Here is a 13,227-nt window from a genome sequence, read left to right on the forward strand (position 1 = left end):
CCGGTGTCGGTCGACGTCCGCTGGGCGACGACCGGGGATGCCGCGGCACTCGCCGCCATGCTTGGCGAAATGGCGGTGCATTATCGGCAGCCGCCACTCGACGCCAGCCAAGCTTTGTCGGCGGCGCAGAAATGGCTTGGCGATGAAAGTCCGGCCTATCCGCATTTTGCGCTCGCCTTCGTCGATGGTGAAGTTTGCGGGCTGGCCTCGGTTGCGATCGCGCATCCCGGCATCGATCTCGAGCGGCTGCTGTTCCTCAAGGACCTATTCGTACGCGATGATGCCCGCAATGGCGGTGTCGGTCGAGCGCTGATGGCATTCCTTGCCGGCCATTGCCTGCGCGAAGGCATCGGCCGCATCGACCTGACCACCGAGGACTGGAACGAGCGTGCGCTGCGCTTCTACGTCGGACTCGGCGCGGAGCGCCAGGGTCGGAAGGTCTTCCTCAGGCTTTCGAGCGAGACGCTGAAGGCGATCGCTAAACCCTGACGCCCGCCGGCACCGGCCCCCAAGGGTTTTCACTGACCTTGGATGGGATAAGCCCAAGCGCCAACAGACCCAGCGTGTTGAAGCCGGGAACGAAGTACAGCAAAACGAACCAGCCGCTCAGGCCGATGTCGTGCAGGCGTCGTACCATAAGGGCAAACCACGGCAGGACAGTCAGTAGCAGGAACACGAAGGCTGGCGCATAACCCAAAGCTCCAAATTCCAGGTCGCCTCTGACAGCTGTGATCGCTGCATTGATGAGGACGCCGAACGCAAGAAGCGCGAAGAACACGATCAGCGTGAGCAGAAAAAAGCCCCAAAATTCCTTGCGGCGGGCGCGGCCGGTGAAGCTGACATGTCTCACTTTGAATGCGCGCCAGAAATAAGCCCATAATCCGGTGGATTGGGCAGGTTCAACGCCGTTGGGAATGAGGCTGCGGGATTCGGCAGCCCTTGGCCTTCCTGCAATGACGGCGCGCGCAGTCCCATCGTCCGGCTGGAACTCGACGGGTGCGTCTCTGACCAACGCCACGCCGGGACTCAGATCCTCATGCCCGACGATGTAACGCTTGCCGTCGGCTCCATTGATGTATCCGAAACCCTGATCCTGGTCATAATGATAAATCGCGCCGCGCATTGCTTGCCCCCAAATACTGTGCCGTACGGATACTATCTAAGGTTGTTTTCAATTGCAATATGCACGCATGACATGTGCGAATGGAGCGGCTGCGAGGCACGGCGCCGGCTAAACCCTGACGCCTGCCGGCACCGGACCCCACTGGTTTTCACGTGCCTGCGTCGGGATCAGCGCGAAGATCAGGATGATCACGGTGCCGAAGGTCGGGATCAGGAAAAGAAGGAAGAGCCAGCCGGTCAGGCCGATGTCGTGCAGCCGACGCACGTTCAGCCCGAACCACGGCAGGGCTGTCGCCAGCAGAAAGAGGCCGAAAAGGCCGACCGTCACTGCCGGCAATTCACTGTTGTCGAGATTGCCCATGGCGTCGTCGATGAAGACGCCGATGCCTATGACCACGATCAGCGCGATCGTCCAGAACAGGCAATAGCTCCAATATTCCTTGCGGCGGGCACGGCCGGCGAAGTTGAAGTAATTCTCGGTCAGACCCAGCCAGAAATAGTTCCACAGGCCGGCGGATTCGGCCGGACTTTGTTCAGCGGAACGGCCGAAATGCTGCGGCTGACGTGCCGCTGGCGCATTGCCGGCCTGAGATGGCACGGCGGTTGCAGTGGAGGCGTCGGCAGGCGCACTGCGAGGTTGGGCGCGGATCGAAAAAACATCGCGTGCCCGTCCGCCAGCCGGCTGGAATTCGACGGTCGTACCTCCGGCAACCGATGCTTCGCGGCGCAAATCTTCGCGGGCCAAAGTGTAGCGGTTGCCGTCGGCTCCGGTGATGAAACCAAAACCCTGGTCTTCGTCGTAATGAAGAACTTCGCCGCGCATGTCCTGCCCACCCCCATTTCCCCGCCCCAGACTGTGCAAAGTTCCGGCAGACCGCAAGGGGCGTGCGGAAATGGAGAGTGCTGGCTATTTACCCCGGCCGTTTCTTCGATTTCTTGTGTTTCGCAGGTCCGCCTTCGAACTTCGCCTTGGCCGGTTTCCCGGCCCAGGGCTTCGCCTCGAATGCCGGGCGCTGGTCGGCGGGTGCGCGCTTCTCGAATTTGGGCGCGTGCTGATCGAAGGTTCGCTTGCCGCGATGCGGCTTCTTGTCGGGCCGCGGTTCCTGATAGCCGGCTCGCGACAAATCCGGCGTAGCGTCCAGCCGCTTGACCGCAATGTTGCCCTGCAGCTTGCGGTCGGGACCGATCGCAGCGAGGAAGCGCTCGGCCCAGTCCGCCGCGATCTGCACGAAGGTTTCCTCCGGCTGCATCTTGATCGCGCCTATCTCGCGCTTGGAAATGCCGCCTGTCCGGCACAGCATCGGGATCAGCCACCGCGGCTCGGCGTTCTGCCGGCGTCCGACCGACAGCGAGAACCAGACGCTGTCGCCGAAATCGTCGCGGCGGCTCGGTGGCTCGTCGCGGCGGGCGGCTCTGTCGCCAGCGGGTCTGTCGCCCGACGGCGTGAACGGAGCGACCTCCAAGAGATCCTCGGGCGCCGAGCGGCTGGAGCGGCAGAGACGCACGAAGGCCGCCGCCACCAGTTCGGCGCCACGTTGGGCGAGAAGCGCGTTGACGAAGCCGCGCTCATCGTCCGTCACCGGCTCGCTGAAGACCGGGTCGGCGAGGATGCGTTCGTCGTCGCGGCGCAAGACGTCGTCGGCCGAAGGCGGGCTCGCCCACGTCGCTGCAAGGCCGGCGCTTTGCAGCAGGCGTTCGGTGCGCCTGCGGGCATTGTTGGGCACGATCAGCGCGCTGACGCCCTTGCGTCCTGCCCGTCCCGTCCGCCCGCTTCGGTGCAGGAGCGTCTCCGGGTTGGTCGGCAAGTCGGCGTGGATGACCAGTTCGAGGTTGGGCAGGTCGATGCCGCGTGCCGCGACGTCGGTGGCGATGCAGACTTTTGCGCGGCCGTCGCGCATCGCCTGCAGCGCGTGGCTGCGCTCGTTCTGGCTAAGCTCGCCGGACAGCGCCACGACGGAAAAGTTGCGGTTGTTGAAGCGCGCCGTCAGATGGTTGACGGCGGCGCGGGTGTTGCAGAACACCAGCGCGTTCTTGGCTTCGTAAAAGCGCAGCACGTTGATGATGGCGTTTTCGCGGTCCGCCTGGGCGACGCTCAGCGCCCGGTATTCGATATCGAGATGTTGTTTCTCCTCGCCACCAGCCGAGATGCGTACCGCATCGCGCTGGTAGCCCTTGGCCAGCGTGGCGATGGAGCGCGGCACAGTGGCGGAAAACATCAGCGTGCGGCGATCGGCAGGGGCAGCATCGAGGATGAATTCCAGATCCTCGCGAAAGCCGAGGTCGAGCATCTCGTCGGCTTCGTCGAGCACCACTGCCTTGAGCGCCGACATGTCGAGCGAGTTGCGGGTGATGTGGTCGCGCAGGCGGCCGGGCGTGCCGACGACGATGTGGGCACCGCGTTCCAGCGTGCGCCGCTCGGTGCGCATGTCCATGCCGCCGACGCAGGAGGCTATCGCTGCCCCGGTCAGCTCGTAGAGCCATTCCAGCTCGCGCGTCACCTGCAGGGCCAGTTCCCGCGTCGGCGCGACGGCCAGTGCCAGGGGTGCCGCCGCGTGGGAAAAGCGTTCCGCGCCGTCCAGAAGGGTCGGCGCCAAAGCCAGCCCGAAGGCGACGGTCTTGCCGGAGCCGGTCTGGGCCGAAACCAGCGCATCGGCCTGGCCAAGCTCGAGAACCGCCTTCTGCACCGGCGTCAGCTCGACATAGCCGCGTTTTTCCAGCGCCTTTGCCAGCGCGGGAACAATAGCTTCGAAATTGGACATCTTGCTCTTTCGAAATTCGGATTCTTAAATACCCGGCGACGGGTAAATGTCGGCAAGCGCCACGGACGGGCGCCACGAGCCAGACGATACCCGTTCGTACTTGGTGCCGATGTCATTGTACAGGGCGGGCGGGTTGGCCTGCTTGCGATTGACTCTGGACGCAAACCGCGTAAAAGCCGGCACCGAACGGGATAGTTTCGATGCGCGGCCTTATGATGGCGCTCCTTGCATTCGACATCCCCGGCCCCAATGCGAACCATTGGGCCGGGTGCGTCGGTGCGTCTCCTCGTTCCAGCAAACCCACGTTGTTGCTCAAAAAACCGGCAAAACGACCACCAAAACGGTCTGATTCCCTTGGCCTAACCACCCTCTCCCGGGTCCGGCCCGGGGGTTGAAACCCGCATCGGCCGGCGGGTTTTCTCCAGAAACCGAGCGGAGAGGGACAGGAGATTTCGATGAGTTTCAAGGTTGCGATCGTCGGCGCCACGGGCAATGTGGGCCGGGAAATGCTCAACATACTGGAGGAACGCGGCTTTCCGGTGAGCGAGGTGGTGGCGCTGGCCTCGCGGCGCAGCCAGGGCACGGAAGTGTCGTTCGGCGACCGCACGCTGAAGGTCAGGGCGCTCGACCAATATGATTTTTCAGACACCGACATCTGCATCATGTCGGCTGGCGGCAACGTCTCCAAGGAATGGTCGCCGAAGATCGGCAAGCAGGGCTGCGTCGTCATCGACAATTCGTCGGCCTTCCGTTACGACCAGGACGTGCCGCTGATCGTTCCGGAAGTGAACCCGGATGCGATCTCGCTGTTCACGCGCAAGAACATCATCGCCAACCCGAACTGCTCGACGGCGCAGCTGGTCGTGGCGCTGAAGCCGCTGCATGACGCTGCCACCATCAAGCGCGTCGTCGTCGCCACCTATCAGTCGGTCTCCGGCGCCGGCAAGGAAGGCATGGACGAATTGTTCACGCAGACGCGCGCGGTGTTCGTCGCCGACACCGTCGACATCAAGAAGTTCACCAAGCGTATCGCCTTCAACGTCATCCCGCATATCGACGTCTTCCTCGACGACGGCTTCACCAAGGAAGAGTGGAAGATGGTGGCCGAGACCAAGAAGATGCTCGACCCCAAGATCAAGCTGACCGCGACCTGCGTGCGGGTACCGGTGTTCATCGGTCATTCGGAAGCGGTCAACATCGAGTTCGAAAAGCCGATCACCGCCGATGAGGCGCGCGAGATCCTGCGCGAGGCGCCGGGCTGCCAGGTCATCGACAAGCGCGAGGACGGCGGCTACATCACGCCACTGGAATCGGCCGGCGAGGACGCCACCTTCATCTCGCGCATCCGCGAGGATTCGACCATCGACAACGGCCTGTCGATGTGGATCGTCTCCGACAATCTGCGCAAGGGCGCGGCACTCAATGCGATTCAGATCGCCGAGCTGCTGGTCGAGCGCGGGCTGATCCAGCCAAAGAAGAAGGCGGCGTAGTTTTCGCTCACGGCCGTATCGCCGGTAACGCGGCTGGCCTCCGCGGGGCGCCGGACGACCGGCGGCCTGCGGTCGCAGGCTCGGCCTTCGCGATCTCTGCTCAGCTTGCTTTTCGCTCACGGGCCGTGTCGCCGCTAACGCGGCTGGCCTCCGGGGCGCCGGACGACCGGCGGCCTGCGGTCGCAGGCTCGGCCTTCGGCCGTGATTTTTGCTCAGCTTGCTTTTTCGCTTACGGCCGTGTCGCCGCTAACGCGGCTGGCCTCCGCGGGGCGCCGGACGACCGCCGGCCTGCGGTCGCAGGCTCGGCCTTCGGCCGCGATTTTTGCTCAGCTTGCTTTTCGCTCACGGGCCGCATCGCCGCTATCGCGGCTGGCCCTGCGCGGGGGGCGCCGGAAGGCCGGCGGCCCGCAGTCGCGGGCTCGGCCTTCGGCCGTTAGCGCCCTTCTCCCCGCTCACGGGGAGGTTCCGGCAGGAGGATGAGGGGCAGCGCAGGCGTCTCAAATAGGCAGCAAGGTGCCGGCGTCACAGCCGGTTCTCCTCCGCTAGGTCCAACAGCAACTCCCGCGCCTCCTCCGCCCGGTCGGCGGGCACGAACAGGTGATCGTGGTAGAAGGCCGAGACCGGATTGACGCCGATGCCGGCCGCGGCCAGCCGTGCGGTGATGGCGGCGAGGAAGCCGATCGCGTCCAGCGACGAATGGATGTTGAGCGTCAGCATCCGGCAGCGGAACACGGTTTTCAGTCCAGCGGCCTTGGCATGGTCTTCATGCACGATCAGCGTCATCCCCTCGCGCTCGCGAAATAGCATCACCGGGTGGAGCCTGTCGGGAACGGGCGCATCGGGTGGCAACGTGGTGAACACATGAACCCCGGCAAGCAATTCCGGCGTCATTGCCGCCAGCAACTGTTTCAGGTCGGTCTCTCCGGCCATCGATTGCTTTCGTTGTGCGACTAGGCGGCTGCTGCGTCGAGCGCTCGAAGACACTTCTATGGATTTTCGATAACGCCCTCCACCTCACCCCGCAAGGTGGACTTGGCCAGGTTCGTTGCTGACTGAACGTACACACCCAAGGTTCGCCGCCGGAGTGAAAAAACTGGAGGCATGTCGGATCGCCGTCACGGGCCGCGTCCTTGGTTCGAGCTGGCGGAGGAGCCAGTGCTCACAACGACCGGAGGGAACATCAATGACCATGTCTCAGGCAGCACCCGTCTCATCGCGTGCCTTGTGGGCCGGCCGCGTGCTCAGCGCCGTCGTCGTGCTGTTTATGATCTTCGACGGCGTGATCAAGCTACCGCCGCTCGAAATCGTCACCCAGACCATGGTGCAGCTCGGCTGGCCGGCCAATGCCAATGTCTCGCGCATGCTCGGCATCATCGGACTGGTCTCGACAGCGCTTTACGCGCTGCCGCGCACCTCGGTGCTCGGCGCCATCCTGCTCACCGCTTATCTCGGCGGCGCCGTCGCTACGCATGTGCGGATCGGCAGCCCTTTGTTCTCGCACATACTGTTCGGCGTCTATCTCGGCGCCATCCTCTGGGGTGGCCTGTATCTGCGCGATCCAAGGGTGCGCGGGTTGTTCCCATTCAGCCAATAGCGGCGACTTCGAAAGCCGTTCGATGGTGGCCACGCCGCCAGAGCGCCGGGCGGCAGCCGATCTTCTTCTTTGGATCAAATCGCCTGGTTGCGAGTTAGGAGGTTCAGCGGCGAGGACGGCACCCTGTTGGAGAGGAACGACAATGAAAAAGGTGATGATCTTGATGGCCTTGCTGGTACCGCTCGGTGCCTGCTCCCGCACTGAGCAAGGCGCGGCAGTTGGTGGCCTGGGCGGTGCGGCGGTCGGCGCTGCGGTGGCCGGCAACCCAACCAAGGGCGCGGTGATCGGCGGTGCGGCCGGCGCTTTGGCCGGTGCGCTGATCGGCCGTGCCAGCGAAAGCGGCCAGTGCCGTTATCGCGATCGTAACGGTCGTGTGTACGTTGCGAGCTGCCCAGAGGGCTATTGATCGGGCCGCACCATGCGGACGAACAGCAAAACGGCGGGCAAGGCCCGCCGTTTCGTGGTTGTCGGGAGATGATTTATTCGGCGTTGGCGGCTTCCGCCTCGGCCGGCGCGGCTGCAGCGGCGGCAACGGCCGCGGCGGCATCTTCCTGCGCCTTCTTCAGCAAGGCTGCGCGCTCCTGCGCCTTCTTGCCGGGCTCGGCCTTCTTCGGGTTGGAGCGGGCTTCGCGCTTGGCGATGCCGGCTTCATCGAGGAAGCGCAGCACGCGGTCGGTCGGCTGGGCGCCATGCGACAGCCAATGCTTGACGCGCTCGGCGTCGACCTTGACGCGCTCGCCGTCCTTGGGCAGCAGCGGGTTCCACGAGCCTAGCGACTCGATGAAACGACCGTCACGCGGCGAACGCGCGTCGGCGACGACGACATGGTAATAGGGACGCTTCTTCGAGCCCGCACGGGCCAATCGGATTTTCAGTGGCATTTCTCTTCTCCTAAAAGCTCTGATGTGGTTGATCGGTTGGTGGCTGGTCCTCAGCCGGTTCTCGTCACGCCGTTGGATGCGGCGATCTGCTCGTGATGGCGGATCACTTCGCGGACGACGAAGTTCAGGAATTTCTCAGCGAAATCCGGGTCGAGATGGGCGTCCTTGGCCAGCTGGCGAAGACGGGCGATCTGCTCCTGCTCGCGCGCCGGGTCGGCAGGCGGCAGGCCATGTTCCGCCTTCAGCACGCCGACTGCCTTGGTGCAGCGGAAGCGCTCGGCCAGCATGTGGATCAGCGCAGCGTCTATATTGTCGATCGAGGCGCGATAATTGGCCAGCGCCGCACGCGCGTCCGCCATGTCCTTCTCTTCGTTCATGGCGCTCTCACTTCTTCTTGCCGAGGCCATTCTTGCCAAGCATTGGCAGCCCGCCACCACCCGGCAGGCCGGGAAGTTTCATCCCGCCGGGCAGCCCAGGCAGGCCACCGCCACCGGGAAGACCACCGGGCAGGCCCTTCATGCCGCCGAGCCCGGCCGCCTGCGCCTGCTTCTGCAAGGCTTCGAGCTGCTTGGGGTCCATCTTGGAGAGATCCGGCATGCCGCCGCCCATCATGCCGCCTCCGGGACCGCCTGGGCCGCCAGGCATCATGCCGCCGAGCCCCATCTTGGAAGCGAGGCCGCCCATCATGCCGCGCATCAGGCCGCCGCCTTTGCCCTTGCCGCCCATCGCCTTCATCATGTCGGCCATGCCGCGATGCATCTTCAACAGTTTGTTGATTTCGGCCGCGTCGGTACCCGAGCCGGCGGCGATGCGCTTCTTGCGCGAGTGCTTCAGAATATCGGGGTTGGCGCGCTCCGCCTTGGTCATCGACGAGATGATGGCGAGCTGGCGGCCGAACATCTTGTCGTCGAGACCGGCGGCGGCCATCTGATCCTTCATCTTGCCCATACCGGGCATCATCCCCATGATGCCTCCCATGCCGCCCATTTTCGACATTTGCTGAAGCTGGCCGGCGAGGTCGTTCAGGTCGAACTTGCCCGACTGCATCTTCCTGGCCATCGCCGCCGCCTGTTCGGCGTCGATGTTCTCGGCCGCCTTTTCGACGAGGCTGACGATGTCGCCCATGCCGAGGATGCGGTCGGCGATACGCTTGGGATGGAATTCCTCCAGCGCGTCCATTTTTTCGCCGGTGCCGATCAGCTTGATCGGCTTGCCGGTAACGGCGCGCATCGAGAGCGCCGCACCACCGCGGCCGTCGCCGTCCATACGGGTCAGCACGAGGCCGGTGATGCCGACGCGCTCGTCGAAGCTTTTTGCCAGATTGACGGCGTCCTGGCCGGTCAGCGAATCGGCAACCAGCAGGATCTCGTGCGGCGACGACATCTTCTTGATGTCGGCCATCTCGACCATCAGCGGCTCGTCTATATGCGTGCGGCCGGCAGTGTCGAGGATGACGACGTCATGGCCGCCGAGCTTGGCCGCCTGCACGGCGCGGCGGGCGATATCGACCGGCGTCTGGCCGGCGACGATCGGCAATGTGGCGACCTTGACCTGCTCGCCGAGCTGGCGGAGCTGCTCTTGCGCGGCGGGACGCCGCGTGTCGAGCGAGGCCATCAAAACCTTCTTGTTTTGACGGTCGGTGAGGCGCCTGGCGATCTTGGCCGAGGTCGTCGTCTTGCCGGAACCCTGCAAGCCGACCATCATGATGACGACCGGAGCGGGTGCATTGAGATCGATGGCGACGCCCTCGGCGCCGAGCATCTCGACCAATTCGTCATGGACGATCTTGACGACCATCTGGCCGGGCTTGATCGACTTGACCACGGCGGCGCCGACGGCCTTCTCGCGCACCTTGTCGGTGAAGGAACGCACCACTTCCAGGGCCACGTCGGCCTCGAGCAACGCACGGCGCACCTCGCGCAGCGCCGCCGAGACATCAGCCTCCGACAAGGCGCCGCGGCCGGTGAGGCCGTTCAGGATCGAACCAAGGCGCTCTTGCAGGGACTCAAACATTGGTCAACCCACCGCACGACAGCGCCTTGGATGGATTTTGATCCCTGTCGGGCCGATGGCCCTCCACGCCTCTTGTGCGTTCCTGTAGCGATTCAAACATTCTTTTTCCTTTTCCCTGGCACCCGGATGATGCCCGAGAGGTAATGCGTTCGCGCCAACTGTCCAAGCAAAAGCCGGTCCGGGCAAAAGCCCAAAGCCAAAAAGCACCCGGGGGCGCACAGCGCTGCCGGGTGTTGGCCTCCGGGATCGATTTACAGCACTTCACCTCAAAGAGGTTTCGGCGTCCCGGTCGGTTTGCTCGGAGGAATACTCGTCGCGGATTTCGCGGCGTGTAGATAGGAAATCGGCCGCAGAGTCAAGCTTTGGTCGGGCTTTGCGCCAAATATGCTTGGGGCGGCCAGGCAAGGTGCATCAGCGCACGCCGCCGGCGAGCGGCATATCCGGCTCGACCTTCAGCGGTGAGCGCGGATGCAAAAGCAACAGAACAGTCAACAGGCTGCTGACGATGCCGATCACAGCGATGAGGACGGCGTCTAAAGTCGTCCAGCCGGCGGATTCGAGCGGCTTGGCGTTGAACAGGGCGAAGGAATTATAGCTTTGCTGGTGCGAAATCAGCAGGAAACCGGTCAGATTGTTGCCGAGATGGGCGCCGAAGCCGGCACCGAGATTGCCGGTCGCATAGACCAGAAGGGTCAGCAACAGCGCAAAGGCGGCGATCGAGGCCAGCACGCAGGCATTGATGGCGGCGCTCGAACCGGGGCTCCAGTGCAGGGCGGTGAACAGCAATCCCGGCAGCAGCGCCCAGATGAAAGGGTTCTGGAACCGGCTCGCCAGGCTCCTGAGCAGATAACCGCGAAAAAGCATCTCCTCCGACGAGGTCTGCAGAAAGGTCAGGGCGGCAATCGGGATCAGGAACAAAAGCCACGCGGACAGGCCGATCGCGCCGCGCGCGATGTCGGGCTGCAAACCATAAAGCAGGATCTCGGAAAGCAGCGAGGTGATCAGCACCGCGGTCAACCCTTTCAGGAACCCCGCCCAAGAAATGCGCCGGCTGACGCCAATCAGAGCGGTCAGCTTCTCGCGATGGATCCAGCGCATTGCAGCCCAAAGGCCGAGCCAGATTCCGGCAAATGAAGCCAGCGCCGCGAGGATGCCCGCAGGAGAGGCCATGAAATCCTGCACCGCTCCTCCACCTGGCGAGGCGGTGCCAGATGACGCCTGCCAAACGGCAAAGGCATATGTGCCGCCGAACAGCACGGCGGCAGTGGTTCCGAGCCAGAACAGGATGACGACCACCGCTCCAAGCAGAAGCCGCGGCAAAGTGGTCTTGTTGTTGGTGGTGTGCCGGTACTGTTGGAAGGCGGTTGGGTCGATCGTCACGCGGGCTCGCTGGCTGGTGCTTCGGCTCGCAAGGTCTAGAACATCGGCCGCAATGTGGAAACCGGTATTGCAGCCGCAGTACCGGCGTGTGGCAATGTCGGCAGTGCGAGCGGCCGCCGCTATAGGGCGACCGCCCTGTTTGTATTGTCAGCGCTCGATGTACATGATGCGCCTGGTGCCTGGATCGACCAGTGCCGGCTGGCCGTTCACATAGACATAGCGGTAATCATAGTCCGGAATCTCGCGCAGCTCGACGGTGTCAGGCAACGTCGCGCCGGTAACCACCTCACCCTCGAGATAGACCGGATCGAGCCGATGCGTACGGACATAGGTCCGGATCTCGGCCGGCGGTCTCCGGATGGGCTCGATCGCCTCGCCGGCAACGATCGCTCCGGTATAGGTGTCGGAATATTCGGCGCTATCGGCCGGCGGCGTGACGATGGCAATGTCGGCGCTGGCCGGACGCTGTGTCAGGACCACACGGCTGCCGCCGAAATCGGCCGTCACATAGTCGGAATAGACCCAGCCCTGGCCGTTGGCCTCGGCGATGGTGCACCATTTGCTATTGGCGATGCAGCCGTCGAGCGTCGCGGACTGGCCGGCCGCGAGCACACCGATGACCGGATATTGCGGGCCGGGGCCGGCGCGTACATTGAGATCGGTAATGGCCGAGACGGCGGTGTCGGCCAAAGCAGAGCCCGACATCGCTATGAGCGCTCCGGCCACCGCCGGAAACAATATGCGTTTCATGGTTTTCTCTCCGTTTCACAGTCCCTTGGCACGGAAAACGAAGCAAAGCCGCATGCGTTCCGGCTAAAAGGCTTCGGCCGGCTCACGATTTGTTCCAGTCGTTTTCGGCAGGTCGGTCAAAAGCTCGTGAACAAAAGCAAGTTTTTGCGCCGCCACGTCCGAGATGACGAACGGATAGAGATCGGGCAGGCCCATGCAGCGGTTGATCGAGTTGGACGCCTCCGACAGCACCAGCCAGCGCTCGAGAATCCTTTCGAAAGGCTCTGGCCTGGCGGCGGGTTCCGATGGTGCCGGCTGCAACTTGCCGCCGGTATCGGCGCGCGGCAGCTCGTTGGCTTCAACGGTCTCCAACCGGCCGAGCGGGAAATTCAGGGCATGCACCATCTCCAGCGTGTCGGTGATGTGCATGTGATGCGCCCATGTCTCGGCCCAGTCCTCCCATGGGTGCGACGTCGCATAGGCCGAGATATGGCGCTGCTGCCAGTCGGGCGGCGCGCCATCGGCATAATAGGTCTTCAGCGCCTGTTCGTAATCGGCGCGCTCGTCGCCGAACAAAGCGCGAAAACCGGCAAGCCTTTGCGGATCGTCGCGGATCAGGCGGTCCCAGTAATAATGGCCGAGTTCATGGCGGAAATGGCCGAGCAGCGTGCGGTAGTTCTCGCCCATCTCGACGCGCCGTCGCTCGCGCTCTGCCGAATCCGCCTCGGCGACGTTGAGCGTGATCCGGCCGTTGTCGTGGCCGGTCAAGATACGCTCGCCGCCGGGACCGCCGCCGATCGGATCGGCAAGAAAATCGAAAGCGAGGCCGATCTCGTCGCCGGGATTCTGCTTGGGTGCGACTGGCAGGCCGAAGGCGAGCAGCGAATACACGGCACGCTTCTTTGCCGCCTCGACACGGATCCAGCGGCGGCGGTTGCCGTCGACCGACAGATCCGGGATCAGCTGGTTCAGCGAACAGGCGCGGCAGAAGGCGTGGCCGGGCTCCGCCATCCAGTTGCAGGCGCATTCGTCGGCATTGGTGCAATGGAAGACGTCGCCGCCGGACAGCGCGAAGCACGCATGCTCGGGATCGTAGAGCACGAGGCTGGCGCAGTTCAGGCATTGCGCGTTCTCGAAATAGAGACGATGGCCGCAATGCGGGCAATCGAAAAGCTTCATTGGCGTCTCAAATCATTCGAAATGCGAAGGACAATACGAGCAGGAGAACGCCAAACGCCTGTCAGCTGCCCACGTTCCTG

General features: G+C 63.8%; 14 protein-coding genes. 4 read left to right on the forward strand and 10 right to left on the reverse strand.

Translation table 11 applies throughout. The features are described from left to right. The first annotated feature begins 3 nt into the window (after window positions 1–3). Window positions 4–489: a GNAT family N-acetyltransferase gene (locus NKH98_RS10795; protein WP_352898251.1), complete on the forward strand. Its 486-nt coding sequence runs from the start codon at window positions 4–6 to the stop codon at window positions 487–489. On the opposite strand, the gene NKH98_RS10800 is transcribed toward NKH98_RS10795, so the two are convergent. The 3 genes from NKH98_RS10800 to NKH98_RS10810 form a co-directional block, all read right to left on the reverse strand. Beyond that, a complete protein-coding gene (locus NKH98_RS10800; RefSeq protein ID WP_352898253.1) occupies window positions 479–1,123 on the reverse strand; it encodes a DUF805 domain-containing protein in 645 nt (214 codons plus the stop codon). The two genes, NKH98_RS10795 and NKH98_RS10800, sit on opposite strands and share 11 nt — an antisense overlap. 108 nt (window positions 1,124–1,231) lie before the next feature. Next, window positions 1,232–1,945: a DUF805 domain-containing protein gene (locus tag NKH98_RS10805; protein WP_352898254.1), complete on the reverse strand. Its 714-nt coding sequence runs from the start codon at window positions 1,943–1,945 to the stop codon at window positions 1,232–1,234. 88 nt (window positions 1,946–2,033) lie between these two features. Further along, the gene (locus tag NKH98_RS10810; protein ID WP_352898256.1) at window positions 2,034–3,881 is read right to left on the reverse strand and encodes a DEAD/DEAH box helicase; all 1,848 of its coding nucleotides are present in this window, start codon (window positions 3,879–3,881) and stop codon (window positions 2,034–2,036) included. A gap of 455 nt (window positions 3,882–4,336) precedes the next feature. Between NKH98_RS10810 and NKH98_RS10815 the strand changes: the two genes are divergently transcribed. Then, the gene (locus NKH98_RS10815) at window positions 4,337–5,371 is read left to right on the forward strand and encodes an aspartate-semialdehyde dehydrogenase (protein ID WP_352898258.1); all 1,035 of its coding nucleotides are present in this window, start codon (window positions 4,337–4,339) and stop codon (window positions 5,369–5,371) included. A gap of 522 nt (window positions 5,372–5,893) precedes the next feature. Here NKH98_RS10815 and NKH98_RS10820 read toward each other — a convergent pair. Continuing rightward, window positions 5,894–6,301, reverse strand: a complete 408-nt coding sequence (locus NKH98_RS10820) for an ACT domain-containing protein (protein WP_352898259.1) — start codon at window positions 6,299–6,301, stop codon at window positions 5,894–5,896. A gap of 253 nt (window positions 6,302–6,554) precedes the next feature. On the opposite strand from NKH98_RS10820, the gene NKH98_RS10825 reads away from it, so the two are divergent. Both NKH98_RS10825 and NKH98_RS10830 read left to right on the forward strand, forming a co-directional pair. After that, a complete protein-coding gene (locus tag NKH98_RS10825; RefSeq protein WP_352898261.1) occupies window positions 6,555–6,965 on the forward strand; it encodes a DoxX family protein in 411 nt (136 codons plus the stop codon). 142 nt (window positions 6,966–7,107) lie between these two features. Next, entirely contained in the window at window positions 7,108–7,371 is a 264-nt protein-coding gene (locus tag NKH98_RS10830; RefSeq protein ID WP_023680734.1) for a YMGG-like glycine zipper-containing protein, read from the forward strand. 73 nt (window positions 7,372–7,444) lie between these two features. Here the strand turns inward: NKH98_RS10830 and rpsP are convergent, their stop codons facing one another. The 6 genes from rpsP to NKH98_RS10860 all read right to left on the reverse strand — a co-directional run bounded on the left by rpsP (window position 7,445) and on the right by NKH98_RS10860 (window position 13,147). Then, window positions 7,445–7,846, reverse strand: a complete 402-nt coding sequence (gene rpsP, locus NKH98_RS10835) for a 30S ribosomal protein S16 (protein ID WP_352898264.1) — start codon at window positions 7,844–7,846, stop codon at window positions 7,445–7,447. 50 nt (window positions 7,847–7,896) lie between these two features. Next, on the reverse strand, window positions 7,897–8,223 hold the full coding sequence (locus NKH98_RS10840; protein WP_352479697.1) for a chorismate mutase: 327 nt from the start codon (window positions 8,221–8,223) through the stop codon (window positions 7,897–7,899). Between the two features lie 7 nt (window positions 8,224–8,230). Then, window positions 8,231–9,859 carry a signal recognition particle protein gene (gene ffh, locus NKH98_RS10845; RefSeq protein WP_254817889.1) on the reverse strand — a complete coding sequence of 543 codons (1,629 nt, stop codon included), beginning with the start codon at window positions 9,857–9,859 and terminating at the stop codon, window positions 8,231–8,233. Between the two features lie 411 nt (window positions 9,860–10,270). Further along, a complete protein-coding gene (locus NKH98_RS10850) occupies window positions 10,271–11,239 on the reverse strand; it encodes a CPBP family intramembrane glutamic endopeptidase (protein ID WP_352898267.1) in 969 nt (322 codons plus the stop codon). 147 nt (window positions 11,240–11,386) lie between these two features. After that, entirely contained in the window at window positions 11,387–11,989 is a 603-nt protein-coding gene (locus NKH98_RS10855) for a DUF1236 domain-containing protein (protein ID WP_352898270.1), read from the reverse strand. Between the two features lie 63 nt (window positions 11,990–12,052). Further along, window positions 12,053–13,147 carry a zinc-binding metallopeptidase family protein gene (locus NKH98_RS10860; protein WP_352898271.1) on the reverse strand — a complete coding sequence of 365 codons (1,095 nt, stop codon included), beginning with the start codon at window positions 13,145–13,147 and terminating at the stop codon, window positions 12,053–12,055. Between the last annotated feature and the right edge of the window lie 80 nt (window positions 13,148–13,227).

The organism is Mesorhizobium sp. M0833, from assembly GCF_040319905.1.
GTDB lineage: Bacteria > Pseudomonadota > Alphaproteobacteria > Rhizobiales > Rhizobiaceae > Mesorhizobium.